The 25,676-nt window shown below is 53.2% G+C and carries 26 protein-coding genes; 4 read left to right on the top strand and 22 right to left on the bottom strand.

Going from position 1 to position 25,676, the window contains the following annotated elements; translation table 11 throughout:
• The first annotated feature begins 1 nt into the window (after position 1).
• Positions 2 to 997, top strand: coding sequence for an ABC transporter permease (locus WA318_RS10820; RefSeq protein WP_336080957.1), 996 nt, complete (start codon positions 2 to 4; stop codon positions 995 to 997).
• A 513-nt stretch (positions 998 to 1,510) separates the two neighbouring features.
• Here WA318_RS10820 and WA318_RS10815 read toward each other — a convergent pair.
• Positions 1,511 to 2,329 carry an IclR family transcriptional regulator gene (locus tag WA318_RS10815; protein WP_336080954.1) on the bottom strand — a complete coding sequence of 273 codons (819 nt, stop codon included), beginning with the start codon at positions 2,327 to 2,329 and terminating at the stop codon, positions 1,511 to 1,513.
• Between the two features lie 170 nt (positions 2,330 to 2,499).
• Here WA318_RS10815 and WA318_RS10810 point away from each other — a divergent pair, with 170 nt between their 5' ends.
• Positions 2,500 to 3,642, top strand: a complete 1,143-nt coding sequence (locus tag WA318_RS10810) for an extracellular solute-binding protein (protein ID WP_336080952.1) — start codon at positions 2,500 to 2,502, stop codon at positions 3,640 to 3,642.
• A complete protein-coding gene (locus WA318_RS10805) occupies positions 3,635 to 4,768 on the top strand; it encodes a CaiB/BaiF CoA transferase family protein (protein WP_336080950.1) in 1,134 nt (377 codons plus the stop codon). The genes WA318_RS10810 and WA318_RS10805 overlap by 8 nt, the downstream gene beginning before the upstream one ends.
• Before the next feature lie 69 nt (positions 4,769 to 4,837).
• Here WA318_RS10805 and WA318_RS10800 read toward each other — a convergent pair whose 3' ends face one another.
• From WA318_RS10800 to WA318_RS10745, 12 genes are all read right to left on the bottom strand, one after another.
• Positions 4,838 to 5,677 carry a fumarylacetoacetate hydrolase family protein gene (locus WA318_RS10800; protein WP_336080947.1) on the bottom strand — a complete coding sequence of 280 codons (840 nt, stop codon included), beginning with the start codon at positions 5,675 to 5,677 and terminating at the stop codon, positions 4,838 to 4,840.
• A 30-nt stretch (positions 5,678 to 5,707) separates the two neighbouring features.
• Positions 5,708 to 6,445 (bottom strand): SDR family oxidoreductase, encoded by a 738-nt coding sequence (locus WA318_RS10795; protein WP_336080944.1) that lies wholly within the window; start codon positions 6,443 to 6,445, stop codon positions 5,708 to 5,710.
• A gap of 9 nt (positions 6,446 to 6,454) precedes the next feature.
• A complete protein-coding gene (locus WA318_RS10790; RefSeq protein ID WP_114099737.1) occupies positions 6,455 to 7,657 on the bottom strand; it encodes a UxaA family hydrolase in 1,203 nt (400 codons plus the stop codon).
• On the bottom strand, positions 7,654 to 7,968 hold the full coding sequence (locus WA318_RS10785; protein WP_336080940.1) for a UxaA family hydrolase: 315 nt from the start codon (positions 7,966 to 7,968) through the stop codon (positions 7,654 to 7,656). Before WA318_RS10785 ends, WA318_RS10790 begins: the two co-directional genes overlap by 4 nt.
• Positions 7,965 to 8,411, bottom strand: a complete 447-nt coding sequence (locus tag WA318_RS10780) for a MaoC family dehydratase (protein WP_336080938.1) — start codon at positions 8,409 to 8,411, stop codon at positions 7,965 to 7,967. Before WA318_RS10780 ends, WA318_RS10785 begins: the two co-directional genes overlap by 4 nt.
• Complete coding sequence (locus WA318_RS10775; RefSeq protein WP_336080935.1) at positions 8,404 to 9,459, bottom strand: Gfo/Idh/MocA family protein; 1,056 nt, start codon at positions 9,457 to 9,459, stop codon at positions 8,404 to 8,406. Before WA318_RS10775 ends, WA318_RS10780 begins: the two co-directional genes overlap by 8 nt.
• Positions 9,452 to 9,781, bottom strand: coding sequence for an L-rhamnose mutarotase (locus WA318_RS10770; RefSeq protein ID WP_114099740.1), 330 nt, complete (start codon positions 9,779 to 9,781; stop codon positions 9,452 to 9,454). The genes WA318_RS10775 and WA318_RS10770 overlap by 8 nt, the downstream gene beginning before the upstream one ends.
• A complete protein-coding gene (locus tag WA318_RS10765; RefSeq protein WP_336080932.1) occupies positions 9,778 to 10,896 on the bottom strand; it encodes a mandelate racemase/muconate lactonizing enzyme family protein in 1,119 nt (372 codons plus the stop codon). Before WA318_RS10765 ends, WA318_RS10770 begins: the two co-directional genes overlap by 4 nt.
• An 8-nt stretch (positions 10,897 to 10,904) precedes the next feature.
• Complete coding sequence (locus WA318_RS10760) at positions 10,905 to 11,990, bottom strand: ABC transporter ATP-binding protein (RefSeq protein ID WP_336080930.1); 1,086 nt, start codon at positions 11,988 to 11,990, stop codon at positions 10,905 to 10,907.
• Between the two features lie 4 nt (positions 11,991 to 11,994).
• Positions 11,995 to 12,861: a carbohydrate ABC transporter permease gene (locus WA318_RS10755; RefSeq protein WP_336080928.1), complete on the bottom strand. Its 867-nt coding sequence runs from the start codon at positions 12,859 to 12,861 to the stop codon at positions 11,995 to 11,997.
• A gap of 3 nt (positions 12,862 to 12,864) precedes the next feature.
• On the bottom strand, positions 12,865 to 13,761 hold the full coding sequence (locus tag WA318_RS10750) for a carbohydrate ABC transporter permease (RefSeq protein WP_114099744.1): 897 nt from the start codon (positions 13,759 to 13,761) through the stop codon (positions 12,865 to 12,867).
• Positions 13,762 to 13,866: 105 nt separating this feature from the next.
• Positions 13,867 to 15,192, bottom strand: a complete 1,326-nt coding sequence (locus WA318_RS10745) for an ABC transporter substrate-binding protein (protein ID WP_336080924.1) — start codon at positions 15,190 to 15,192, stop codon at positions 13,867 to 13,869.
• Positions 15,193 to 15,418: 226 nt separating this feature from the next.
• Here WA318_RS10745 and WA318_RS10740 point away from each other — a divergent pair, with 226 nt between their 5' ends.
• On the top strand, positions 15,419 to 16,249 hold the full coding sequence (locus tag WA318_RS10740) for an amidohydrolase family protein (protein ID WP_336080921.1): 831 nt from the start codon (positions 15,419 to 15,421) through the stop codon (positions 16,247 to 16,249).
• Positions 16,250 to 16,337: 88 nt separating this feature from the next.
• Here the strand turns inward: WA318_RS10740 and WA318_RS10735 are convergent, their stop codons facing one another.
• The 9 genes from WA318_RS10735 to WA318_RS10695 form a co-directional block, all read right to left on the bottom strand.
• Entirely contained in the window at positions 16,338 to 17,111 is a 774-nt protein-coding gene (locus WA318_RS10735; protein WP_336080918.1) for an MBL fold metallo-hydrolase, read from the bottom strand.
• Positions 17,108 to 17,926 carry a TatD family hydrolase gene (locus WA318_RS10730; RefSeq protein WP_336080916.1) on the bottom strand — a complete coding sequence of 273 codons (819 nt, stop codon included), beginning with the start codon at positions 17,924 to 17,926 and terminating at the stop codon, positions 17,108 to 17,110. The genes WA318_RS10735 and WA318_RS10730 overlap by 4 nt, the downstream gene beginning before the upstream one ends.
• A complete protein-coding gene (gene metG, locus WA318_RS10725; protein ID WP_114099823.1) occupies positions 17,923 to 19,485 on the bottom strand; it encodes a methionine--tRNA ligase in 1,563 nt (520 codons plus the stop codon). The genes WA318_RS10730 and metG overlap by 4 nt, the downstream gene beginning before the upstream one ends.
• Positions 19,486 to 19,571: 86 nt before the next feature.
• Positions 19,572 to 20,681 carry a DNA polymerase III subunit delta' gene (locus WA318_RS10720; RefSeq protein WP_336080911.1) on the bottom strand — a complete coding sequence of 370 codons (1,110 nt, stop codon included), beginning with the start codon at positions 20,679 to 20,681 and terminating at the stop codon, positions 19,572 to 19,574.
• 6 nt (positions 20,682 to 20,687) lie between these two features.
• Complete coding sequence (tmk, locus tag WA318_RS10715) at positions 20,688 to 21,344, bottom strand: dTMP kinase (RefSeq protein ID WP_336080909.1); 657 nt, start codon at positions 21,342 to 21,344, stop codon at positions 20,688 to 20,690.
• Positions 21,341 to 22,435 carry a D-alanyl-D-alanine carboxypeptidase family protein gene (locus WA318_RS10710; protein WP_336080907.1) on the bottom strand — a complete coding sequence of 365 codons (1,095 nt, stop codon included), beginning with the start codon at positions 22,433 to 22,435 and terminating at the stop codon, positions 21,341 to 21,343. The genes tmk and WA318_RS10710 overlap by 4 nt, the downstream gene beginning before the upstream one ends.
• A 252-nt stretch (positions 22,436 to 22,687) precedes the next feature.
• On the bottom strand, positions 22,688 to 23,671 hold the full coding sequence (locus WA318_RS10705) for a septal ring lytic transglycosylase RlpA family protein (RefSeq protein ID WP_336080905.1): 984 nt from the start codon (positions 23,669 to 23,671) through the stop codon (positions 22,688 to 22,690).
• 136 nt (positions 23,672 to 23,807) lie between these two features.
• Entirely contained in the window at positions 23,808 to 24,812 is a 1,005-nt protein-coding gene (locus tag WA318_RS10700; RefSeq protein WP_114099752.1) for a lytic murein transglycosylase, read from the bottom strand.
• 21 nt (positions 24,813 to 24,833) lie between these two features.
• Positions 24,834 to 25,589, bottom strand: a complete 756-nt coding sequence (locus tag WA318_RS10695; protein WP_336080902.1) for a YdcF family protein — start codon at positions 25,587 to 25,589, stop codon at positions 24,834 to 24,836.
• Positions 25,590 to 25,676: the final 87 nt, after the last annotated feature.

The following is a 25,676-nucleotide window of genomic DNA, read 5'->3' as shown; positions in this document are numbered from 1 at the left end:
CATGGCAAATCCAACTCTTGCTGATGTTATCAACCGTTCACAACATCACGGGTTGATCGCACGGATTACCAATCAGCAGATTTTCTGGGTATTTCTGGCAGCTGTGTTTGCCTGTTTGGCATTGACCATACTTACCGACAGTTTTGCGACAGAGCGCAACCTTTTTAATGTTACGCGCAACTTTGCCTTTGTCGGGATTGTTGCACTTGGGATGACGGCAGTTATCGCGTCAGGCGGGATTGATCTGTCTGTGGGTTCCACATTGGTAATTTCTGCGATGACCGTCAGTGTTCTTATGTCGGCCGGGATGCCTTTCTGGGTGGGATGTCTCGCCGCTCTGTCAGTTTCATTGCTGGTGGGGGCGGTGAATGGTGTGTTGATTGCCTATGCCAAGATGCCATCATTTGTCGTTACGCTCGGGATGCTCTCTATTGCGCGCAGCTTGGCGATGGTGCTGTCTGACAATAAAATGATCTATGAGTTCGGCCCTGATCATGACTTTTTACTTTGGCTTGGAGGTGGCGCGACTTTCGGGCTTCCGCATCCGCTCATTATCATGATTATCCTGGCGTGCCTGACGGCATTTGCGTTCCGCCATTTGCGCTGGGGGCAGCATTTGTTTGCGATTGGCGGTAACGAGAATGCGGCAGTTCTGACCGGCATTCCGGTGGCGCGTGTCAAGGTCAGCGTCTATATGTTTTCGGCTTTAATGGCTGGTATTGCAGGCGTTCTTGAGGTTGGCTGGCTTGGTGGTGTGACAACCAATCTGGGTCAGGCAATGGAGTTGACGGTTATTGCAGCTGCTGTGATTGGCGGCGCGAACCTTGCTGGGGGTGGCGGAACTGCATTTGGCGCCGTTGTTGGTGCGCTTCTGATTGAAGTGATCCGGAACAGCCTCATTTTGTTGGGGATCAGCACATTCTGGCAGGGAACATTTGTCGGGTCTTTCATTGTGGTGGCCGTGGCATTTGAACGGTTCAGACAGCGGAAAACATAACAATATCAGTTTGTAACTCTTGATAGTTAACCAAAAAACTCAAGAGAAGAAGATAGCTTGGATACACATATGCAATTATTTGTCATAATATATATTATAGAACTTATGTGTGTGTCTGATGATCTCGCATCAAGATTGCGCATCAGTCCCTTTTCTCGTCGTGCATACGGCTGAATTCAACACCGGTTCTTGCCGTGAAAACTGCGACGCATATGATTTAAGTTGCAGTCACTTGTCTTCCGACCGGTTCAGTGTTCGCATTGGTGCTCCGGCGGATTTTACCCAAGCTGACGTGAACTGGGCATTCTCGTAAACATCAAACTCAATCGCTGTGAGTGGCCCGAACAAACAGAATCCGGATGAATTGGCCACGCACAACGTTTGGGGCCATCGTTTATATAATTCATGGTCGCCCGGCATCGTCCAGGGAACAGAACCTGTGCACCCTGCCCGTGATCGCAGTTACGAGGACCCAGACTGACTACTCGGCCAGAAGAACGCGGGCGAACTTTCTTACGTCTGGTCCGGTTTTTCCTGAGAAGACCAATGTGCGCCCGCTCCGAGACGACGGGAAATGTCGGTGGTCACTTCGATCAGGCGTTCCCTGCATTCCTCTACCGTGGCAACTGACGTTCCCGAAAGACGTTGAATGAATGGGACTGTTAGTGCAGCGACGACCTTACCTGAAAAATCGAAAATCGGTGCAGAAAGGTTAAGAACACCCGCAATGGTCAGGGATTGTGATTCACAATAGCCAGCAGCCCTGACGTTCGGAAGATCATCCAAGAAGGCCTGATATTTGTCTGAGGGTTCCTTGCCGACCTCATTCATCAGGTTATCAAGTGCCTCCTGCTCCATCCAGGCCGCGAGAACACGACCGGATGCCGTATCAAAAATATTGATCTGCGCGCCCAACCGGACTGCCGTGATGTTGTTGTCCTGACAGTCGACCTGTGCAATGACCAGAACATGGCCCGAATGAATGATCGCCAGATGCATTGACTGGTTCACTTCATTGGCAAGCCGCTGCATTGCATCGCCAGCGATAGATGTCAGGCGGCGAATGGGTGGATGGCGATGAGCCACCTCGAACATCTTGGTTGTCAGTTGGTAACGATCATCCTCCTCGCGTTGTTCGATATAACCGCGCTGACACAGAACCATCAGCATCCGGAAGATTTCCGAGGTGTTTCGATCGAGCTGTTTCGCGATGGCGATCTGCGAAAGACCATCCACTTCGGAGGCAAGCAGTTCGAGAATATCAAGCCCTTTTGACAAGGCCGGAGCACGGTATTTTTCCTGATCAATCTGTTCTTCGGTCTTGCCGTTCATGTGTCCTCGCAGGGAGATGAAAACCGCTTGGTTTCGGTCGACTGAGTATATGCGGGTCAGCCATATCGTGGCAACTGACCCTGTGATATAGAAAACATCATATCAAATATAAAACATACTTTCATTTGTAAACTTCCGGCATTAAACTGATGATGGGAGGAAGAAAAACAATGACCAAACAAAAGAAAATCAGGGGCATGACCTGGTCAGATCCGCGCGGCTATGACCCGCTGGTGGCAGCCAGTGCAACCTTTCGTGAACGTCATCCTGATGTCGATATCGTCTGGGACAAACGGTCCCTTCAAGGTTTTGAAAGCACCCCGGTCGAGGAACTGGCACGGACCTATGATCTGATTATTATCGATCATCCTCATGTTGGCGCTGTGGTGGAAAAGAACTGTCTGTTGCCGGTTGATCGTGTGGCAGATGCAGGCACCCTCGCCCGACTTTCGGCCGAAACCGTTGGTAAAAGCTATCAGAGCTATTTCTTCAAGGGTCATCAGTGGGCCTTGCCTGTCGATGCCGCTTGTCAGGTGCAGGCAATTCGACCCGATCTCATCAATGCACCGGTCAAGACTTTCTCCGACGTGATTGCCGAGGCCAAAGACGGTCGTGTTGTCTGGCCGCTTCTGTCCCCTCATGTTCTGATGTCATTCTTTAGCTTGCTGGCAAACTCCGGCGCACCCTTCCCGGTCACCAAGGGAACCGAAATCGATCAAAAAGCAGCCCTTGATGTAATTGAAGCAATGGCAACCCTTGCCGATCTGGTTGATCCCGCCTGCCTCAGGATGGATCCGATTTCGGCCCTTGATGCCCTTTGTGACGGCAATAAATTTACCCTGTGCCCTTATGTCTACTTGTATGCGCCTTACGCGCGGATCAATTACCGTGCCCATCGCATCGCCTTCCACGATATGCCCTCCCTTGGTGCGTCCGGCCCACTTGGCTCGGCCCTTGGTGGAACCGGGATTGCGGTTTCATCGCAAACGAAACATCCCGACCTTTGTGTTGAATTCGCTCTGTGGGTTGCTTCGGCCGATATTCAGCGTGGCCTTTATGCCAGCCATAACGGTCAACCGGGCAATGCGGTTGCCTGGGGTGATGCCGCAGTCAATGCACCGGTCGGGTCTTGTTACAGTAATACCCGCATGACCCACGAAGCCGCGTGGCTGCGCCCGCGCCATGACGGATATATGGCGTTTCAGGAAGATGCATCACACATCCTTCTCGATGCGCTGACCGGGAAAATTACTCCGCAAACAGCCCTTTCTGCCCTTCAGACACGTTTTGACGAAAGCTTCGACCATGACTGATATACTGCCCCTTAAAGGACTGAAGGTTCTGGATTTCTCGCAGTTTCTTGCAGGCCCCTATTGCGCCCTGAAACTTGCAGACCTTGGCGCAGATGTGGTCAAGGTCGAACGATCCGGGCTTGGCGATCTGTCGCGTTATCTTTATCTGACCGATACCAAGATTGCCGGTGAAAGCACCATCTTTCACGCGATCAACCGCAACAAACGTTCTGTTGCGGTTGACCTTAAATCCGATGAAGAAAAGGCCCGTCTGACCCAGCTTGTGCAAGAAGCCGACGTCATCTTGCAAAACTTCCGCCCCGGTGTGATGGAACGTCTTGGCTTTGGCTACGAGGCCGTCAAAAAGATCAACCCCACCGTCGTTTATGGCACCGTGACCGGATATGGATCGGACGGTCCGTGGGTGGATTTGCCTGGTCAGGACTTGCTCGCACAGGCCCGCTCAGGCGTGATGTGGCTTTCGGGCGGTCGAGACCATGGTCCGGTTGCCATGGGGCTTCCGATTGCCGATGTGCTGGCAGGATCAGCCCTGACGCACGGGGTATTGGCCCTTTTGTATCGCAAGGCTACGCAGAATATCGGTGGCTATGTTGAAACCTCGTTGATCGAGGTTCTGGCAGACCTGCAATTTGAATTGTTGACCACCTGGTTTAACGATGGCAACCGTACCCCGGAACGCTCTAAAAACAATCCGGCACATGCCTATCTGGCAGCACCGTACGGGGTTTATGAAACAGCCGATGGTCACGTTGCCATTGCGATGGGCAAGCTTGATCTTCTGGCGAATATCACCGGACTTTCACCGGAAATTGCCGCACTGGATGCCTTTAAACAGCGCGATGAAATCAAGGCTGGCCTTGCCGCACAACTAAAAACCCGAACCAGTGCAAGCTGGATGGATGAATTCGTCGCCAACGATATCTGGGCCGCACCAGTCATGGATTGGGATGGCGTCGTCGCAAGCGGTGTCTTGCAGACACTTGATATGGTTCAGAATATTGAACGCGGCGATGTAGCGATGCAAACGACCAAACTGCCGCTGCGTATTGATGGTGTCCGTCCGTCATCGTCACGCGCCGCACCAGAACTTGGAGATGCGAACGATCTTCTGGAAACCGGCTGGTAAGACCCAAGAACCAAAAAAAAGCGCGGCATCCTTGCGGACCGCGCTTTTTTATTTGTCATACAATTAGGATCAGTCGTCGTTCACACAGACCTGACGCTGGGTCCCCAGACCATCAATGCCCAGTTCAACCACGTCACCGGCCTTCAGATAGCGCGGCGGGTTGAAGCCAAGACCAACACCCGGGGGCGTACCAGTCGAAATGATATCGCCCGGATGCAGGGTGAAGAACTGTGACAGATAGGAAATCAGGTGCGGCACGCGATAGACCATGGTCGCGGTCGAGCCATCCTGAACGCGTTCCCCATTCACTTCCAGCCACATGCCAAGATTGTCGAAATCGCCCACTTCATCCGGCGTCACAAGCCACGGACCGGTCGGGCCGAAATTGTCTGATGATTTACCCTTGGACCACTGACCGGCACGCTCGATCTGATAGGCGCGTTCGGAAACATCGTTGATCAGGCAGAAACCGGCAACGTGATCAAGCGCATCTGCTTCGGAAACATACTTGGCCTTTTTGCCGATCACGAAGCCAAGTTCGACTTCCCAGTCGGTTTTTTCCGAGCCACGCGGAATGATGATCGGATCGTTCGGGCCGCAAATTGCCGAGGTATATTTGGCAAAGATGACCGGCTCTGGCGGCACTTCCATACCCGATTCTGCGGCGTGGTCGGCATAATTCAGACCGATGCAGATGAATTTGCCGGTCTGGCCAACACAGGCACCAAGACGCTGTTCGCCTTCAACCAGCGGCAGACTTTCCGGATCGATTGACTTCAGATCATCAAGGCGGGTCAGAACGTCGCCTGCGATATCATCGACATGGGCCGAAAGGTCGCGCAGATTGCCGTTGGCATCAACCAAAGCGGGTTTTTCTGCACCGCGTTCTCCGTAACGTGCGAATTTCATACTAAATCCTATCCTTCATTCAAAATCTGATCAGGCGGTCCAGCCACCATCAACAACATGCACAACCCCGGTGGTAAAGCCGCTCTCGTCTGAGGCGAGATACGCAACCAGTGCCGCTATTTCTTCAGGCTTGCCAATACGCCCCATCGGCTGGCGGGCGATAAATGCCTTGAGCGCGCGGTCATAGTCCCCTGTCGCCCGCAAACGTTCATGCAAACTTGGACTGTCAACCGTTCCGGGGGCAATTGCGTTGCAGCGAATGCCCTGGGTCACATGATCATTGGCGATCGCCTTGGTCATGCCAGCAACCGCCGCCTTTGACGCGGAATAAATCAAACGGTTAACCGGGCCGGTCACCGGACCTGCAACTGAAGACATATTGATGATCGAGCCAGCACCTCTTTCCAGCATCCCCGGAAGGACGGCACGGATCATCCGAAATTGCGATTTGACGTTCAAATCAAAGGCAAAATCCCATTCTTCCTCGGTTGCTTCAAGAATGGTCCCGTTGTGAACAATACCGGCACAGTTAAACAGAACATCAACCGGACCGATTTTGTTGACCAATGTGGTGATCGCATCCCTGTCTGTGACGTCCAGTTTGCGGGCGTCGATACCATCAATGGCATCGAGTTCGGCGAGGGCTGCGTCATTGACGTCGGTTGCGATGACACGACCACCTTCTGCAGCAAGACGTTCGGCGGATGCCCGACCAATGCCCTGCCCGGCAGCTGTTACCAAACAGAGTTTTCCTTCAAGTCTTTTCATGTTTCCTCCTCAAACCGCAGGCAGGCACGACGGCCCGATTGGATCGAATGATTTGTAAGTCAGAATGAATTCCCGATGACCAAGGGCCTCGGATTTGGTTTGCGCACCCTTGGCGACATTGACGACCAGATCACGGATTTCCTGACCAACCTCGGCAATGGATCGTTTGCCTTCGATGATGTCACCGGCATTCACATCCATGTCGCCTTCAAGAGCACGATAGGTATCTGGGTTCGCACAAATCTTGATGACCGGTGAAATAGCTGATCCGACAACCGATCCGCGCCCGGTAACAAACAGGGTCATATGTGCCCCGCTTGCGATCATTTCGACGATTTCGGCATTGTCGGAAATATTGGGGAAGCCAAACCGGACTTCGCCATCGGGAACCACATCCATCAGATAGAGCCCGCCCCTTGGCGGCACATCACCCGGCTTGATCAGGCCCGAAATCTGGCTGTCGCCGGATTTGACATAGGCACCCAGACTTTTTTCCTCGATTGTGGAAAGACCGCCTGCGGCATTGCCCGCCGCAAACGAGCCATAGCCAAGCGTTGCATAATAGCGTTCGGCCTTTTGAACAGCTGCGCGCAGCTCTTCGCCCAGTTCCGGCGTCTTGGCGCGTTCTGCCATGATGTCCTCGCAGCTGATCAGCTCGCCGGTTTCTTCAAAGATGCAAGCAGCCCCCTCGGCGATCAGAAGATCAAACGCCTTGCCAGCAGCCGGGTTTCCGGAAATACCCGATGTTCCGTCCGAGCCCCCGCAAATCGTACCAATGATCAACTCGTCGACCCCCATTGGGGCACGCTCGACCTTGGCCACTTCATCAAGGGCGGACCGCACCCAGGCACGACCGGTTTCAACCGTTTTGGCTGTTCCGCCGGATCGCTGAATCACAAGGGTTTCGACCGGGCGTCCGGTGCTTGCAACCGTTCCCTTTGCGCGCACCTTGTCAAAGCTTTCGCAACCAAGTGACACAAACAGGACAGCACCAACATTGGGATGGGTGCAAAGCTGTCCCATCACACGCGCCGCATATTCATTGGGGAAGCATCCGGGAAATCCGATCAGTTGCACGTCTTCATCGTCAAAACCGGCAACGATCTTTGACGCGACAAAATGCGCACACTCGACCAGATAAGCGACCACAACTGTATTGCGGATGCCTTTACGTCCGTCCGAACGCAGATAACCTTGGAATTTTTCTGTCATTTTGACGTCTCCGGGCTCTGACCATTCGCATCCTGAAGGGCATGGGTCGGTGTATAGGCAGAACGGATATTGTGAATGTGAACATGTGCGCCAGCTGCGATAGCCTCGGTCGCAATACCAATCGACATCCCGTATTTCAGAATGCGTTCACCTGCGACGATATCGCGATAGGCGATCTTGTGGGCAAGCGGGATGGTCTGGGTGAGCGTTGCCGTGCTGCTTGCCAATTTGACCTCTGTCCCGACCAGGGCCGATGCCCGGGCCACAAGCACATTATCATCGGGATGCAGGTGCAGGAACGGCCCCGTCATGGCTTCATCTCCACCATATAGATGTGATCAGCCACAAGGACGGTTTCGCCATTCTGCTTGGTCACGGTCAGACGTTCGGTCACACGCCCGTATCCGGGACGTTTTTCCATCACTTCCTTGGCGACAATTTCAACCCGTGATTTGATCGTATCACCGATAAAGACCGGCTTAACGAACCGCATACGATCATAACCATATGAAAACGCCACCGGATTGATGATGGTCGCGGTCAAACCCACACCGATGGTAAAGACCATCGTGCCATGGGCAATTCGCTGACCGAACGGCAATGTTTTGCAGAATTCTTCATCAAGGTGATGGGGGAAGAAATCCCCGGAATGACCGGCATGAACCACGAAATCCGTTTCCGTGATCGTGCGGCCAACCGTGTCACGCCCTTCACCAATTTCGTAATCTTCGTAGTATTTGGTTTGCTCAAGCATCAGGTGCCCCCTTGATCGGATGCATCGGCAGGGCAGAGCTTTCATAGGCCGCCTCGACCAGTGCCATCGTATGCCACGCGTCTTCGGCCGAACCTTCAAGCCCGTCGTCGACACCGGCTGCAAAGCGCTGCACTTGGGCAAAGCGCCCGTGGAAGGCTTCGATGAACCAGTTGCCGGCCAGATCAATCTGGCGCCATTCGCCGTCAGTGTTCAGCCACAACTCGTCAGGTTCGCCTTTGGGGTAATCAAGGTTGACGCCCATTTTCATATAGGCCGCCCCCTTGGTGCCGCAGATCCGGAATTCGCAGGCCTGGAATTTGCGACCAAAGGCATGATTGTGATTGATCGACAGGTTGCAGCGAACGTCGCTTCCGTAATCAAGCATGATTGCACTGCGGGTATTGGAAACCGTTGATGACGGATGCCCAATGGTGCGCGCATGAACGCCTGCCGGGTTGCCCAGCAAGTCACGGACGAAATCCAGATAATGGATTGAATGCAGCAGTATCTCGACACGCGGCAAATCGGCAAGAAACGCCCAAAGATGCCACGGCGTATCCAGCGCCAGCCATGCATCGAAATCAACGATATCGCCAAGCAGCCCCTTGGCTATGGCATCCTTGATCGCAAGTGAGTTCGGCGCAAAGCGCAGTTGGAAATTGACCGCGGCCTTGATGTTCTTGCGCCGCAGGACCGAGATAATCCGGTCTGCTTCGCCCAGATCAGAGCCGAGCGGCTTCTGGATCACGGCAATCGCGCCATCCGGCAATGCTTCGAGCAGCTCCGGAATGGCCGCGGGCGGAACGGCAAGGTCAAAGACAACATCATCCTGACTTGCCGCCTGTTCAAGCGTTTCAAAGGCAATAGTCCCCCACTCGCTCGTAACTTTCTGGGCCTTGGCCAGATCGGGATCAAAAATCCCGGCAACCGGAACCTTTAAATCACGATAGGCCGGAAGATGGGCATCAGTCACGATGGACCCCGATCCAAAGATCACAACCGGTGTAACCTTCTCAGGCATCTCAACGGTTTGGCGTAAATCAGTCATGATGGAATACCTCCGGCATTTCTGCCCACCATTCGCCTTCAGCCCGACTATCAAGCGGGCGCTGAAGCGGCATGCACTTGGACCACCATCGCTGGGTTTCCGGGTCGGCGGCCATCTTCGCCATGTCGGCTTCGAAATCGGTGCCGACATATTCGAAATAGGCAAACAGCAGGTTTTCCGGTTCTTTGAGGAAAATCGAATAATTGCGGATATTGCAGTCGGTTATCTTGGCAAGCACACCGGGCCATGCATCCGCGTGCAGCCGTTTATATTCGGCGATGGCGTCAGCCCCGATACCGATCAATTGTCCATGACGGGTCATTGATGTGCCTCCTTGATATCAAATGCGCTTCCCGCAACGGTCAGTGCGGCAAGTTTGTCGTGATCCCATTCGATCCCCAAGCCCGGCGTCATCGGCGCAAGGGCATTGCCACCATCGCGTGCCATCGGGGCTGCTATGTCTTCAAGCTGGGGGATGTATTCAAGCCAGGGGGCATTGGGCACTGCGCAAACCAGGCTTACATGCAGTTCCATCAGGAAATGTGGGCAGATCGCGATGTTATGGGCCTCGGCCATGTGCGCAACCTTAAGCCATGGGGTAATCCCGCCAATCCGGGCGACATCGGCCTGCACGATTTCACAGGCATCCTGTGCGATGTAATCGGCAAACTGCCCGGGGCTATACATGCTTTCACCGACGGCAACCGGTACACGTGACTGGGATTGGAGCCGGGCGTGACCGGCAATGTCATCGGCTGGAAGCGGTTCTTCGAACCATGCAATATTAAGGCGTTCAAGCATCGGCAAGCGACGCTTGGCCTCACCCGATGTCATTGACTGGTTGGCATCGGTCATGATTTCATAATCGTCACCAAGCACTTTGCGCACGGCTTCCAGACGCTCACAATCCTGAGCGACTGTCGGCTTGCCGATTTTCACCTTGGAACCAAGGAAACCGGCTTCTTTTGACGCAACCGCATCTTCGACCAGCGCATCGGGTGACAGATGAAGCCACCCGCCTTCCGTCGTATACATCGGTACCGATGATTTTGCCCCACCAGCAAGGATATGAAGTGGCAAACCGGTCTTGTGTCCGCGCATATCCCAAAGGGCCGTATCAATTGCCGCAAGGGCAAGCGACATGATTGGCCCAACCGCCGTTGCGTGCGAACAGAACAACAGATCCCGCCAGACGGCTTCGATCCGGTTGGCATCCTGCTCCATTAGACGCGGCAGTAGTGTCTCTTTCAAAAGCGACAGGATCGCAGGTCCGCCATCACCGATGGTGTAGCTATATCCCATGCCCTTGGCACCATCCACATCACGCAAAACGACAAAAATTGTTTCCTGTGAATTGAATGACTGGATAGCATCTGTGCGCACGACCTTGGGTTCAAGATCGACCATAAAGGCATTTGCATATGTAATGCGTGCCATCACTTACCTCATTTCCGAAGCGTGGCGCCGGTCTCGGCGTCAAACAGGTGGCACTTGTCGAGCATGATCTGGAATGTCATGCGCTCACCGCTTTGAACCGGACGCGGATTCAGCATTTTTGCCTGTACCTCGGTCCCGGCAAGGGTCGCAAATAGCAGGGTTTCGGTCCCGAGCGGTTCGGTCAGATCAACAGCCATTTCAACTTCGGCCATATGTTCACCGCGTGGCAAGGCGTGAGCGACCGGCATGATATTGTCTGCGCGGACCCCGAACGTCACGGCCTGGCCATCCGCGATCTCATAACCGGGCGGCACCGGCAGCAGAGTTCCATCCTCAAACTCGATGGAACTGCCTTTTACCGTACCGCTCAAAAGGTTCATCGGCGGCGAGCCAATGAAAGTCCCGACAAAGGTATTTACAGGATTTTCAAAGACATCAAGCGGGGTGCCGACCTGTTCGATATGGCCATCGCGCATGATCACAATCCGGTCTGCAAGCGTCATGGCTTCGATCTGATCATGGGTGACATAGATGATTGTTGATTTCAGTTTCTGATGAAGTTTTTTGATCTCGACGCGCATCTGGGTACGCAGTTTGGCATCAAGGTTTGAAAGCGGTTCATCAAACAGGAAGACTTCCGGGTGACGCACAATCGCACGTCCCATGGCAACACGTTGGCGCTGACCACCGGACAAGGCACCCGGCTTGCGATCCATCAGCGGCGTCAATGACAGAATTTCGGCCGCTTCATCAACGGCCTTGTCAATGTCGGCCTGCGACTGTTTGGCGATCTTAAGCGAGAAACCAAGGTTTTCACGCACGGTCATATGCGGATAAAGCGCGTAGTTCTGGAACACCATCGAGATGTTCCGTTCACGCGGCGGCAGATCGTTTACGACACGTCCGCCGATTTTTACTTCACCGCCAGAAATGCCTTCAAGACCGGCGACCATGCGAAGCGTTGTCGATTTGCCGCAGCCCGAAGGACCGACCAGAACAACAAACTCGCCATCTGCGATATCGAGATTGATGGAATGAACAACTTCAAGCGGGCCGTATTTCTTGACGACATCGCGAAGGTGGACCTGAGCCATTTTATTATCCTTTCACGCCGCCAAAGGTAAGGCCGGCAATGAGATGTTTCTGCACGAGGAATGTCAGGATCAGTGCGGGGATAATCATCAACACCGCAAGCGCACACATCCCCCCCCAGTTCAGGGTAAATTCAGAGGTAAAATCGAGAAGACCGACAGGCATCGTCTTTGACGTCGTCGAACGGGTCAGCTGGGACGCCAGCGCGTATTCGTTCCAAGATGTCAGGAAGGCAAAGATACCCGCCGACGCAATGCCAGCACGTGCAACCGGGAATTCGACACGCCAGAATGCCTGCCAGCGGGTGCAACCATCTATCTCGGCAGCCTCGGCAAGTTCTGGCGGCACCTGACGGAAGAACCCGTCAATGAGCCAGATCGTAAACGGCACATTCAGCGCGACATAGGCCAGGATCAAACCGAAATGGGTGTCGATGATGCCAATTCGTGCAAACAGGATAAACAGCGGCAAGGACAGGGCAACGCCAGGCACTGCACGCGTCACCATCAAGCCGACAAACATGCCGCCCTTGAAGTTGAACTTATAACGTGCAAAGGCGTAACCACCCGCCATCCCGATCAGAAGCGCAATGACCGTCGAAGTCACTGAAATAACCAGCGAGTTGGCGAAATAGGTCAGAACCGGAACACCGCCCTCACCGATACCGCTGAACATGGCGCGGTAATGATCAAGATTAAGGTCGTTGGGGATCCAGACCGGCGGTTTGGCCATGATTTCCACCGTCGGGCGGAAAGAGTTCAGAACAATCCACAAGCCCGGCACACACAGCACCATCATGGCCGTGAAAAGCCCGAAGAAATGCAGTCCTTTAAGGGTATAGCGGCGGACGCGATGATTAAGATTACTCGCCATGACTTACGCCCCCATCCCGAGTTCTTTGCGCGATTGCGTCAGTTTCTTGAAGAAATAGATGGTGAAGAAAATCGCCAGGAAAATCGAGATATAGCCCATGGCATTGGCATACCCCATTCGGGCATCGACATAGCCGGTTCGACCAATCAGGGTCCAAAGCAATTCGGTACGACGCGCCGGGCCACCATTGGTCATGATCTGCACGATGTCATAGGCACGTGCGACATCAAGTGAACGGATCGCCATCGCGATATAGATAAAGGGCATCAGGAACGGCAGGGTCACATACCGGAACGACTGCCATGCGGTGCAACCATCTACCTTTGCCGCTTCGAGCGGATCACGCGGGATTGCATAAAGACCGGCAAGAATAAGAATTCCAAAGACCGAAGTCGCCGTCCAGATTTCGGCAAAGATGATCGAGAACATCGCAAGATGCCCGTCCACCAGCCAGGGGATCGCCTGATCTGTGATACCAAGCGACTGAAGCGCGTTATTCACCAGACCAACATTGTCATTAAAGATGAACTTGAACTGGAAGCCGACAAGGATTGGCGAAAACATCATCGGAAACATCATCATGGTGCGCAAAAGACGTTGTCCCTGTGTCACCTTGGACACCATCAAGGCCAGTCCCAGACCAAACAGCATCTCAAGATTAAGCGCCACCGTCAGCAACAGAACTGTCCGACCGAAAGCCGCCCAGAACTTCACATCCGTCAGTGCCTTTTCATAGTTGAAAAAGCCCACCCAGTTAAAAATGCTGTCAGGCCGTGTCAGCCGATACGAGGTGAAACTCGAATATAGTGACAGTACGAGCGGAATCAGCACGACGGCCGATAGAATAATGATGGCTGGCAACAAAAGAACCAACCACGGGGGAAGTTTCAAGCGATTCATCGGGATGTCCCATTAATCGGCACAGGCCTTTGCCCATGCATTTGGGTCAGGGAATGGTCAGGCGGCGCAGTTACCAATTGCGAACTGCGCCGCCATATATCTGGCTTAGTAGACGCCTTCTTCCTGCATCAGGCTGTCAACCGCGTCTGATGCATCCTCAAGGGCTTCATCAACGGTTTTGTCACCAAGAATGGCGGCCTGCAGTTCAGGATAGATCAGGTTGGTTGCCTCGATCCAAAGCGGGGTCGGCGGAACAGCAAAGGCAGTTGCAGCCGTTTCCTTGAACGCAGCCAGAACTTCACTGCGATACGGATCGTCTTTTGCCTGCTCCGAGACATATTCCCAAACCGCGGTGCGGCTCGGAAGCGGACCGGCAGAGCTTTCAAGCTTCTGACTGTCTTCGTTGGTCAGGAATTCAACCAGCGACGCAGCCGCTTCCTTGTTGTCGCAATCTTTGGTCACGGAGAAGCCATGGAAGCCCGACCAGCCGGTACGCACGCCTGCCGATCCTTTCGGTGCCGGTGCAACACCGACATTACCGGCAACTTTCGACGATGACGGATCATTAAAGAAACCAGCCCAGCCCGGCCAATCAAGGTTCAGCCCAATGGTGCCCGACGCAAAGCCGTTACCAAGGTCATCCCAAAGATAGTTGGTCGTACCGGCCGGAACGGCTTTGGTATTGTAAAGATCGACAAACCACTGCAGGGCACGTTTGCCTTCTTCGGAATTGAAGGCTGGCGAGAAATCATCGTTAAACAGCTTTCCGCCTTCGGCAACGACCATTTCATAGTAACGACCGACAATCGCTTCGTCCTTGCCCGCATACTGGGTGCCATAGAAGTTCGGCGGATCGGCAAAGAAGGTTGCCTGATCTTTTACCTGCGCCCAGGTTTCCGGCACCGCAAGCGGATAGCCGAACTTGGCTTCAAATGCCTTGGCCTTGTCGGCATCGTCATAAAGGTCTTTCTGGTAATACAGTGCAGACACATCGAACTGCGCACGCGGCAGCATCACAAGGTTGCCATCAAAGGTAGCAGCCTTGATGTTGGCCTGCACGAACTCGGCAACCACGTCCTTGCTTACCAGATCGGTCAGGTCGGTATAAAGGGTCGGATACTGGGATGCGAAAGATGAATGGTTTGAACCCACGCACCAGCTGGTTGTGCCAGCCGCGATGTCGGATTTGAATTCTTTATCCAGTTCGAAGTGGTTCTTCTTCGAAATGATGTTCACTTTGGCGCCGGTGGCGGCTTCCCATTCCGGGATGCGGGCATAAAGCGCTTCATATTGCTGACCGCCGATAAGCTTTGCCTCGATGGTCACACCATCAAATTCGCCCGCCTGCGCGGTGCCAAATGAAGAGATTGCAGCAGTCAAAGCAGCAGTCGCTAGCACGGCACGGGATGCACCGCTCAATAACGTTTTCATTCTATCCTCCCTGAAGGAACGGTCTTTCCTGACCGAATATCACTTCCGAGGCCATTCTTGTTGTGACTTTCATATTCGGAAGCATCTTTTATATTTAAACTTGACTTGATCGGTGAGTCAAGTTGAACTCCACAAGAAATCACCTTAATCCTGAAAAAAACATAAGACTGCCGGGACATAACCCGACATATGCATCCGGGAAACGCACAGATAATAAGGAGACGCCATGTTCATCGACACTCATCTGCACCTCGTCGCCCGCGATCGGATCACCTACCCCTGGCTTAAAGATGTGCCTGCCCTGAACCGTGACTGGGCATTTCAGGACTATGAAGCCACAGCAAAACGCATCGGCATAGAAGGCGTGCTTCACATGGAGGTGGACTGTGCACCAGATGACATTCCAAACGAAAACGCATTCATTGGCGAACTGATGACCAAGCCGCAAAGCATGCTGCGCGGAGCCATATCCTCGGCCAGACCGGAATCAAAAGACTGCGAGGTATTTCTAGAAAGCCTTGATCTTAAGGTTGTTAAAGGCATTCGCCGCGTATTGCATGTTGTGCCAGATGATGTTTCGCAAAGTGATCTGTTCCGGGAAAATGTGCGCAAGATTGGCAAAATGGGCCTGCCATTCGACATCTGCGTTCTCCAACGTCAGCTTTCCTTGGCGTGTGACCTGGTTGATGCCTGCCCGGATACTGTTTTTGTCCTGGATCATTGTGGCGTTCCAGACTTTACTGACGACGGTTTTGGTGACTGGGCGCATTCAATTGCAACCCTGTCGGAACGTCTGAACGTGAATGCAAAGATTTCAGGCATTTCTGCCTATGCAAAGCCGGACTGGACGATTGAGACCCTGCGCCCTTATGTCGAGCATGTTATAGGGTGCTTTGGCTGGAACCGGGTTGTCTGGGGCTCTGACAGTCCGGTATGCACCCTGAATTCATCTCTTGATCAATGGATGGCAACAACACACACCCTAATCGCGGACGCATCAGAATCCGAGAAAGCGGCGTTCGCCTCAAAAAACGCCAAACGGATTTGGTCCTTATAGTTCCCGGGTATCGAGATGTGAGCTTTCAAGGGGACCTCTGTTGATAGTCTCCTTCTCGAAATCCATATGCTTTGTCAACTTTGGACAGTCAGTTCACGTTGATGATCAATCCGTCATATGCCGGTTCAACATTGTCCGGCGTATCGGCCATTGCCTGCGCATAGTCAAACTGAATTCCCATATGTGTCATATAGACCTGTCTGGGTTTGAATTCTTCGACCCAGCCAAGCACCTTTTCAAGATGGGCATGCGTATTGTGCGGTCGATGACGCAGGCAATCGACCACCCAGACGTCTAGATCATAGAGATGTTGTCTGGACTCTTCCGGGAAATCGACGACATCGGTTGAATAGGCAAACTTGCCAATCTTGAAGCCCAGAGTTTCCCCGTAACCATGATCCTGGGAGAAAACCGTAATTGGGACCCCTGCTGCGTTGAGCGGTCCTGTGATGACATGCGGTATCAAAACGGGCTTGAAATAAAACTCGACGCCGTCTGGCAGCGGTGTGAACACGTAGTTGAAGCGCTGATCGATGTCTGAAATCGTTTGCGCGTTGGCATAGATATCAATCGGACTGTTCATCGCAACATTCAGCCAGCGCAGATCATCAATTCCGTGGACGTGATCAGCATGGGAATGTGTAAACAGGATCGCATCAAGATGATCGATATTATGGCCAAGTGCCTGCTCGCGAAAATCCGGCGTAACATCAACAAGGATCTTTTTGCCAGATTCTTCAATCAGGATCGAGCTGCGTAAACGCCGGTTTTTCGGGTTGGTCGGGTCACACTTGCCCCATCCAAGGCCAACAGATGGCACACCATTTGATGATCCGCAGCCAAGGATGGTTATTTTTGTCACTGTGCGGCCTCGCCCGGAAGCAACAAATGTTTGCGATCAGCCTTGGTGAACAGTCTGAAGAAGTTGTCCGTTGTGATACGGGTAATTTCCTCGAGGCTGACCCCCTTGATTTCGGCAAGCTTGGAGGCCGTATGTGCGACGTAACTTGGTTCGTTCGGCTTCCCGCGCTTTGGCACCGGCGCCAGATACGGCGCATCGGTTTCAACGAGCAAACGATCCAGCGGCACATCTTCAAGGGCCGCCCGGATTTCCTTTGCCGAGTTGAAGGTTATGATACCCGAACAGGATATGTAGAACCCGATCTTAAGCGCACGCTGTGCAAGTTCTGCAGAACTTGAGAAGCAATGAATTACACCGGTAAACGGCCCCTTTTGATATTCTTCTTCAAGAATATCCATCGTGTCGTCATCGGCATCACGGGTATGAACGATCAACGGCAGTCCGGTTTCGCGACATGCCGCAATATGCGCGCGAAAGCTTTGTTGCTGTGCTTCTCGCGGGGCATTGTCATAGAAATAATCCAGCCCGCTCTCCCCGATCCCGATAATTTTGGGATCGGAAGTCCTGGCAAGCAGCGGTTCGGGGCTTGAAAGCCCCTCCTCGCCCGCTTCATGCGGATGAACGCCAATCGTGCAGTAAATATGGTCTGATTTCTCGGCAATGGCGCGCACCTGATCGAAAGTCGTCAGTTTCACACCAATGCTGACCATCATGCCAACACCGGCATTTTGGGCGCGCGCAATGGTTCCCGCGAAGTCTTCGGAAAACTGCGGATAGTCCAGATGGCAGTGGCTGTCGACAAGGGCGACATTCATGCCTTCGCTCCTTCGTCTTCTTCTACATATCGCGGGAACACACCAGCCGGTTTCGGAATTGCCGAGCCCGGGGTGAGCGCATGATCCGGACCAAGCATCTCGAAACCGCGCTTGTCATTGGAAAGTACCAACAGATCAAGGATTTTGGATGCGGCCGCCGGCATGATTGGCTGAACCAGAATGCCAACGTGACGAATGACCTCGGCAAGAACGTAAAGAACCGTTTCCATGCGTGCCGGATCGGTCTTTTTCAGCCCCCATGGCGCCATTTCGTCAACATAGCGGTTCGCATCGCCGACAAGGCTCCAGATTGCTTCAAGCCCCTTGTGGAAGGCCTGTTCTTCAAAGAGCGGACGGACGGTATCAAGCATTCCGTGTGCCTTGGTCAGAATAACCTGATCGGCATCGGTAAATGCGCCCGGCGTCGGGATCACTTCGTTGCAGTTTTTATGGATCATCGACAGAACGCGCTGACACATATTGCCAAGATCGTTGGCAAGTTCGCTGTTCATCCGGTTGACCATGGAACGATGGGAAAAATCACCATCATTGCCGAACGGAACTTCACGCATCAGGAAATATCGGGTCTGATCGAGACCGTATTTTTCTGTCAGGTCATAGGGGTCAATGACATTGCCGATTGATTTTGAAATCTTTTGGCCCTCATTGGTCCACCAGCCATGGGCAAAGACGCGCTTGGGCGGCTGAATACCCGCTGCCAGCAGGAAAGCAGGCCAGTAAACAGCATGGAAGCGCAGAATATCTTTCCCGACCATGTGAAGGTCTGCAGGCCAGTATTTTTCAAGCTTGGCCGGATCTGAATCCGGATAGCCGATGGCTGTCAGATAGTTGGTCAGCGCATCAAGCCAGACATACATGACATGGTCTTCATCACCAGGAACCGGAACGCCCCATTTGAAGCTGGTGCGCGAAACCGAAAGATCGTGCATGCCGCCTTTGACAAAGCTGATGACTTCGTTACGGCGGGATTGCGGTGCGATGAAATCAGGGTTCTGCTCATAGAACTCAAGCAGGCGGTCGCCCCAGGCGGAAAGCTTGAAGAAATAGCTGGGCTCGGACACCCATTCGACCGGCGCACCGGTTGGGGCAAGCTTTTCACCATCTTTGGTGATCAGTTCTTTTTCAGCATAGAACGCCTCGTCGCGAACCGAATACCAGCCATCATAGGAACCAAGATAAATCTCGCCCTTTTCCAGCAGTGTATTCCAAAGCGCCTGACAGGCCTTCTTGTGGCGTTCTTCGGTCGTGCGAATGAAATCATCATTCGAATAGTTCATATGCACAGCCAGATCGCGGAAGTTCTGCGAAACCTGATCGGTAAAGGTTTGCGGATCAATTCCTTTGGCCGCAGCCGACTTATCGACCTTTTGACCATGTTCGTCGGTACCCGTCAGGAACATCACGTCATACCCGTCCAGGCGCTTGAAGCGGGCCAGAACATCACAGGCAAGCGTCGTATAGGCATGGCCAATATGGGGCTTGTCGTTGACGTAATAGATCGGGGTTGTGATGTAGTAGGGCTGTTTGTGCCCGGTCATGGCCGCAAATCCTTCGCGCAAGTCGTGAAACAAAACGGCCCGAAATGGGCCGTGATGGTCAATATTTCGGTTACTGGGCAGTGATGTCAGGTTCGCATGGTTTCTTCAAGCATGAAGAATGCATTCAGCAAGGCCTGCTTGCGATCAAGATGCAAACCGCGGGTCGCGCCCATCAATTCGTTGATCTTTTCCCATACCTCCAGCCATTGATCAAGCGGTTGCGCAGCAGCCATGCGTTGCATGGCAGGCAACTCGCCTTCGACCACTTCACGTGGCGGCTGTCCGGTGGCGGCAAAACGGATCATGCGGGCCAGCCACCAATGCAAAAGTTCGGTCACGGTTGCAAAGGCCGCATCCTTGTCCGCCGCAGAAAAACGTTCGGCAAACTTGTGCTGGGCTGCGACATCGGCATTGGGCAAGCTGGCAATCAGATTGACCAGTTCGGTGTAAAGCTCAAGCCCGCCGACTTCATGGAGTTGAAGGGCACGGCCAATGCTTCCTTCGGCAAGCCCCGAAAGCGCATCACGATCACCAAGATCCATATCCGGGCAATAACGTCCCAACAGATCAACAACCTGATGATCTTCAAGTGCACTCAGGTTCAGACGACGACAGCGTGATCGAATGGTTGGCAACAAGCGCCCCGGATGATGTGCAACCAGGATCATCATTGCATTCGCAGGCGGTTCTTCAAGAACCTTCAGGATCGCGTTGGCGGCGTTGCGGTTTAACTCATCAGCGGCATCAACAATGACGATCCGCCAGCCACCTTCGGCAGCAGTTTTGGACATGAAGTTGCCAACCGTGCGAACGCTGGCAACTGTGATTTCGCCCTGCAGGCGCTTTTTCTTGTCATCATACTGACGCTCGATGACCTTGAGGTCACCGTGACCGCCGCCGGCAATACGCCGTGCAACCGGGTCTTCCGGATCGACATAAAGACCATCAGACTGATCACCAAACAGACCTGCCCCGCCATTCTCGCCGCCGCCAGACAAAATGAACCGCGCCATTCGATAGGCAAGCGTTGCCTTCCCGATGCCGCGCGGGCCGCACAAAAGCCATGCGTGATGCATGCGTTTGCTGTTCCAGGCATCAAGAACCGTTTTTTCGGCTTCTTCATGACCAAGAAGTGCGTCGTTACGACGGGGTGCAAACGGATTTTCGTCTTCGGAAAGATCGCTATTTCCTGCCATCGGGGATTACACCCCCTGCCCGGCAAGGCATTCCTGAACTGTCGCAATGACGCGTTCGGTCACAGCTTTGACGTCGCCTTGTGCATCAATTATGCGGCAACGTTCAGGTTCCGATGCGGCAATTTCACGGAAACCGTCACGCAAACGTTGGTGAAATTCAATCCCCATCCGTTCAAACCGGTCTTCAGCAGCGCTGACATTGGCAAAACGTGCCCCGGCACGTTCAAGTCCCACTTCAAGGGGAAGATCAAACATCAAGGTCAGGTCCGGTTTGAAGCCATCAATCGCCAGTGCCCAGAGATTACGGATATAATCCGCACCAAGACCATGACCATAGCCCTGATAGGCAACCGATGAGTCGGCAAAGCGATCACACAAAACGACCTTTCCGTCTGCAAGTGCCGGACGAATGGTGCGTTCAACGTGATCACGGCGAGATGCAAACATCAAAAGAGCTTCGGTAACGGCATCCCAACGACCGGGATCCCCGGTCAGCAGCAAGGTACGAATTTCCTCGGCCCCAGGTGAACCACCGGGTTCACGGGTTACAACGACATCGCGACCATTCTCGCGGAACCAGTTTTCAAGGCAGCGGATCTGGGTCGATTTTCCGCTGCCCTCACCGCCTTCAAAGCTGATGAACAAGCCGGGCTTGTCGATCACCCGTTTGCCCCCCACAGAAGGTATTTGATCGCAGCACCGATACGTCCGACGAAGCCGAGACGACCGACATCATGCGCGGCATAAAGCGGAAATTCCCTGGTTTCCTGATCGGGCACGTCAACCTTAAGGGTTGCGATCTGGTCACCTTTGCTGATCGGTGCCGGAATCGGACCGTCATAGACAACAGATACCTTCATATCGCGGCTTGCACTGCGCGGAAGGGTCAAAAGGATTTTCTGATCAGCAACAAGATCGACCTTTGTATCCGCACCCAGCCAAACGTTGGCAGAGCTGATGGTTTCGCCTTCGGCAAACAGGTCATAATTGTCAAATTCACGGAAGCCCCAGTCGAGAAGCTTCTGGGATTCCGTCCGGCGTTCACGAACAGAGTTCAGACCATTTACGACAATAATCAGACGTCGGCCATCACGCTCGGCAGATGCGGTCAGACCGTAACCGGCCGACTCAGTATGGCCGGTCTTAAGGCCATCGACACCGGCACTGGTCCCCAGCAATGGATTGCGGTTTGGTTGGCGAATGCCGTTATATGTGAATTCCTTGACCGAATAGAGTGAATAAAGGTCCGGGAAATTGCGAATGGTATCGCGGGCCAGCGTTGCAAGGTCATGAACGGTAACAAGATGTCCTTCTGCGGGCCAACCGGTTGAATTCTTGAAAACCGATTTGGTCATGCCAATATTGCGGGCTTCTTCGGTCATTTCCTCGGCAAAGGCTTCTTCGGTACCCGCCAGGCCCTCGGCAACCACGATAGCTGCATCGTTACCGGACTGGACAATAATTCCGTGCAAAAGGTCAGAAACAGAAACGTCTGAATTTACCTCGACGAACATCTTCGACCCACCTTTACGCCAGGCTTTTTCACTGACGTGGAAGGTGTCATCCATTGATACACTGCCATCCTTGATATGCTTGAACAGCATATGGACAGTCATCATTTTGGTCATGGAAGCAGGTTCGGTGAGTGTATCGCCATTCTTGTTCAAAAGAACCGTGCCGGTGTCGAAATCCATGATATAGGCTTCGCGCGCATTGGTTTCGATTGCCTGCGCGCTGGTCATAGACATCGCCATGACAGAGCCTAATATCGTGGCTCCGGCCACTACCCGGTTCAGACAGTTTTTGAACGGAATTGGCGCCATCAAAGTCATTACGTCCTAACCTTGTGTAATAAAATCTGTTCCACCAGTCCCCCGGCGGCTTTGTTCTGTTGCTTATGTCGCAAATCCGGCAAAATTGTGCAACACGCTCATGCGACATTTATCAGTATGCGAAATCCACTCAAATAGCTGACAGCAAAGCGGTAGCACAGCATAAGGTGGCAATCAACATCCCGACTTGGCAGCACCGCCATCGGCACATTCGACCACGACTTTTGCACCGTTCTGCCCGGTGGCAATCACGCGCTCAAGAAGGATATCTGCTTCCGGAACCGTATTTAACGGTCCAAGACGAACCCGGTAAAAGGTCGTCCCTTTTACCTCGATGGGTTCGATCTTGCTTGGTGCCAGATCATAAAGCCGATTACGCAAGTTCAGGGCGTTATCATAGATTGAGAAGGCCCCTGCCTGAACGTAAATGGCTGAATTCGTTACGGGCTCGATATTGATAATAGCAGCCTCTTCTACGGTACCCTCAAGTGGGGCACTGGTGAGGATCGGCTCTGATGCCGGAGGCGTCAATTTTATCTGCGAAGTCGTTGGTTGGCCGGTTTCGGTGATCGGGCCATCGTCAAGGCGAACGGTTTCGACCACATCACGCGGTGCGGCAGTAACTGTATTCTGTTCGGCGACAGTAACTTGCGGTGCCGCCTTGCCTTGCGCGACAGCTGCAATCTGACGGCTTTCTGCCTCGATCACTTCGACCATGACCTTGGCCGTGCCCTTCTTCTCGAACCCCAGCAACTGGGCTGCACGGCGTGACATGTCAATGATACGCCCATGCGCAAACGGTCCCCGGTCATTGACGCGGACCTTGAGTGATTTTCCGTTTTCAAGATTGGTGACACGCACAATACTCGGTAGCGGCAATGTGCGGTGTGCGGCAGAGATCTCGTACTGGTCAAACACTTCGCCATTGGCGGTTTTTTTGCCATGGAATTTGGGCCCGTACCAGGACGCGATACCGGTTTCGCTATATTCATAATCGACAGCTGGATAGTACCACTGACCAGCAATTTCATAGGGATTGCCGATCTTGTAGTTACCAATCTGTGTCGGTTGGGACTGAACGCCGCCAAGTCGTTTGACACCGTGAACGGCAAGCTGGGTTTCTGCGCAGCCAGCCAAAAGCATACCAAGTGCAACCACGGACAGTCCGAGGCGGCTATTTGTCCGCAGTCGCCCAAAAGCACTTTTTCTTGGTTTTGGCATCAAGGTGTCCCCGCTTAAAGATGCTCTGTATTTGATGGCAACGAATGATCTTCGTCACCTGGACATTAAAACTTTATTGCCCGGCTATCGCGTCAGCCAGTGTTCCCACGGCGATTGCGAAATAGGTCGATCGGTTCCAATGCATGATGGTGTGGAAATTGTTATAAACCATATATGCCGGTCCTTCACCGTCATTTACGGTAACAATTGATGCATCCATATCTGCCGTTGGCAGATTGGCCCCACCCGGCATGCGAACGCCAAGTTCCTGCCATTCCGAGATTGGTTTGCGAATATCGCGACCGATCAGGGATTTATCCAGATCCTTGGGAATGCTGACCTTGCGCCCCCAGCGTTCATCCCCTTTCCAGCCGACGGTCGAAAGATAGTTGGCAGCCGACGCAAAAACGTCTTCCTTGGCGCCCCAAAGATCAATCTTACCGTCGCCATTCCCGTCGCGTGCGTAATTCAGGAAGGTTGAAGGCATGAACTGCGCCTGCCCCATGGCGCCCGCCCAGGAGCCGGACATGTTTTCAGGCGCGATGTGGCCAGCATCAATGATGGTTAGGGCATTCATCAGTTCCTTGCGGAAATATTCCGCCCGACGACCTTCAAAGGCAAGAGTTGCCAGTGAGTCGACGACGGAATAGCCGCCAGTATGCCGTCCAAAACCGGTCTCGATCCCCCAAAAGGCCGTCAGATAGTGACCCGGCACGCCGTATTTTTTTGCCGCGGCATCAATGATTGCGCGATTTTCGGCATACTTCCTGCGGCCTTCGTTGATCCGTGATTGCGGGACAACGCGTTGAATATACTGCTCAAAGGTCAGTTTGAATTCAGGCTGGCTGCGATCATACTCGATCACCTTGGGGATCGGTTTGGTATTGGCAAAGGCAACATCGAGGGTTGGCTGGGAAATGCCTTTGGCGGCGGCTTCTTTTTTGAAGTCAACCAACCATTCCTCAAATCCTTCGGTGGTGAATTCTGGAAGTTTTTCATCGGTCTGTGCAAAGGCCGGCGCATTGGCGGTCAAAACAGTAAGCACAGAGGCGGCGGTCAGCAATTTCCAGAATTTCATCAAAGGCCTCATCCAGGATGTTCAGTTGCCGGTTCCCAACGGCTTTGGCCCCGGAAACCACTCATTTGTTCGCCCGGTCCGGTAATAAGCGGTTAAACCAACCCATTCACGCAAACCACGGCTTAGGGATTTGATAGCGCCTGAGACGTTAAGACTTGCTAAATGGATCTCATCTGATGTGAAACTGCCGACCGGATACGGAATAATGTTCCAGCCCGCCTGCCGAAAAACGCCTGCTGCGCGCGGCATATGATCTGCGGAAGTGACTAATACCCAAGGCTTTTGTGCCAGTTCCGGCCAACTTCCATAAATGAGGTCATGTGAATTTAGGGCATTCTCATATGTGTTCCGTACGTTGGTTTCGAAATACATATTCGGTCTTAACAGGTTCGAATCGTCCAGCCAGTCACGCAGTACAGCCGCCTCACTGAAACCGCGATCATTTAGTACGCCGTCTTTGCCCGTGAAGATCACAGGTTTATCAGGATATTTGGTCGCCATTCGGAGCATTGTAAATATTCGATCCGGGGCACTTAGGAACTGAACATGCCCGCGCTGAAGACAGCTGTTTGGGTCAATCGAGCCCGATAGGGTAATCACCCCTGCAAATTCTGATCCATTGAGGTCCGCTTTTTCAAAGCGCGCTTCGAGGGTTATGGGCAACAGTGCTCCTACGGGAATGATGGTGATCAGCAATGATGCAATAGTGGCGAATAACAATCCGGCAAAAGCAAAACGACGTGTCCTGCGCAAACAGATCAGGCCAACAAGGATCAACAACAATATCCCGTGCATGAGCCCGATATTGATCAGGTAGCTAAGGGTTCTGAGAGAAAATAAAAAACGTGATACTGGCCCGAAAGA

Origin of the sequence: Thalassospira sp. CH_XMU1448-2, assembly GCF_037027285.1 — a bacterium.
Lineage (GTDB): Bacteria > Pseudomonadota > Alphaproteobacteria > Rhodospirillales > Thalassospiraceae > Thalassospira > Thalassospira profundimaris_C.
Note: the sequence above shows the minus strand (reverse complement) of the source record. Positions and strands in the feature narration are given on the sequence as shown.

Bases quoted from the DNA above. Each gene is read 5' to 3' on its own strand.
- WA318_RS10820 (WP_336080957.1), top strand. From the start codon at position 2: ATGGCAAATCCAACTCTTGCTGATGTTATCAACCGTTCACAACATCAC.
- WA318_RS10815 (WP_336080954.1), bottom strand. From the start codon at position 2,329: ATGAACGGCAAGACCGAAGAACAGATTGATCAGGAAAAATACCGTGCT.
- WA318_RS10810 (WP_336080952.1), top strand. From the start codon at position 2,500: ATGACCAAACAAAAGAAAATCAGGGGCATGACCTGGTCAGATCCGCGC.
- WA318_RS10805 (WP_336080950.1), top strand. From the start codon at position 3,635: ATGACTGATATACTGCCCCTTAAAGGACTGAAGGTTCTGGATTTCTCG.
- WA318_RS10800 (WP_336080947.1), bottom strand. From the start codon at position 5,677: ATGAAATTCGCACGTTACGGAGAACGCGGTGCAGAAAAACCCGCTTTG.
- WA318_RS10795 (WP_336080944.1), bottom strand. From the start codon at position 6,445: ATGAAAAGACTTGAAGGAAAACTCTGTTTGGTAACAGCTGCCGGGCAG.
- WA318_RS10790 (WP_114099737.1), bottom strand. From the start codon at position 7,657: ATGACAGAAAAATTCCAAGGTTATCTGCGTTCGGACGGACGTAAAGGC.
- WA318_RS10785 (WP_336080940.1), bottom strand. From the start codon at position 7,968: ATGACGGGGCCGTTCCTGCACCTGCATCCCGATGATAATGTGCTTGTG.
- WA318_RS10780 (WP_336080938.1), bottom strand. From the start codon at position 8,411: ATGCTTGAGCAAACCAAATACTACGAAGATTACGAAATTGGTGAAGGG.
- WA318_RS10775 (WP_336080935.1), bottom strand. From the start codon at position 9,459: ATGACTGATTTACGCCAAACCGTTGAGATGCCTGAGAAGGTTACACCG.
- WA318_RS10770 (WP_114099740.1), bottom strand. From the start codon at position 9,781: ATGACCCGTCATGGACAATTGATCGGTATCGGGGCTGACGCCATCGCC.
- WA318_RS10765 (WP_336080932.1), bottom strand. From the start codon at position 10,896: ATGGCACGCATTACATATGCAAATGCCTTTATGGTCGATCTTGAACCC.
- WA318_RS10760 (WP_336080930.1), bottom strand. From the start codon at position 11,990: ATGGCTCAGGTCCACCTTCGCGATGTCGTCAAGAAATACGGCCCGCTT.
- WA318_RS10755 (WP_336080928.1), bottom strand. From the start codon at position 12,861: ATGGCGAGTAATCTTAATCATCGCGTCCGCCGCTATACCCTTAAAGGA.
- WA318_RS10750 (WP_114099744.1), bottom strand. From the start codon at position 13,761: ATGAATCGCTTGAAACTTCCCCCGTGGTTGGTTCTTTTGTTGCCAGCC.
- WA318_RS10745 (WP_336080924.1), bottom strand. From the start codon at position 15,192: ATGAAAACGTTATTGAGCGGTGCATCCCGTGCCGTGCTAGCGACTGCT.
- WA318_RS10740 (WP_336080921.1), top strand. From the start codon at position 15,419: ATGTTCATCGACACTCATCTGCACCTCGTCGCCCGCGATCGGATCACC.
- WA318_RS10730 (WP_336080916.1), bottom strand. From the start codon at position 17,926: ATGAATGTCGCCCTTGTCGACAGCCACTGCCATCTGGACTATCCGCAG.
- metG (WP_114099823.1), bottom strand. From the start codon at position 19,485: ATGACCGGGCACAAACAGCCCTACTACATCACAACCCCGATCTATTAC.
- WA318_RS10720 (WP_336080911.1), bottom strand. From the start codon at position 20,681: ATGGCAGGAAATAGCGATCTTTCCGAAGACGAAAATCCGTTTGCACCC.
- WA318_RS10710 (WP_336080907.1), bottom strand. From the start codon at position 22,435: ATGGCGATGTCTATGACCAGCGCGCAGGCAATCGAAACCAATGCGCGC.
- WA318_RS10700 (WP_114099752.1), bottom strand. From the start codon at position 24,812: ATGAAATTCTGGAAATTGCTGACCGCCGCCTCTGTGCTTACTGTTTTG.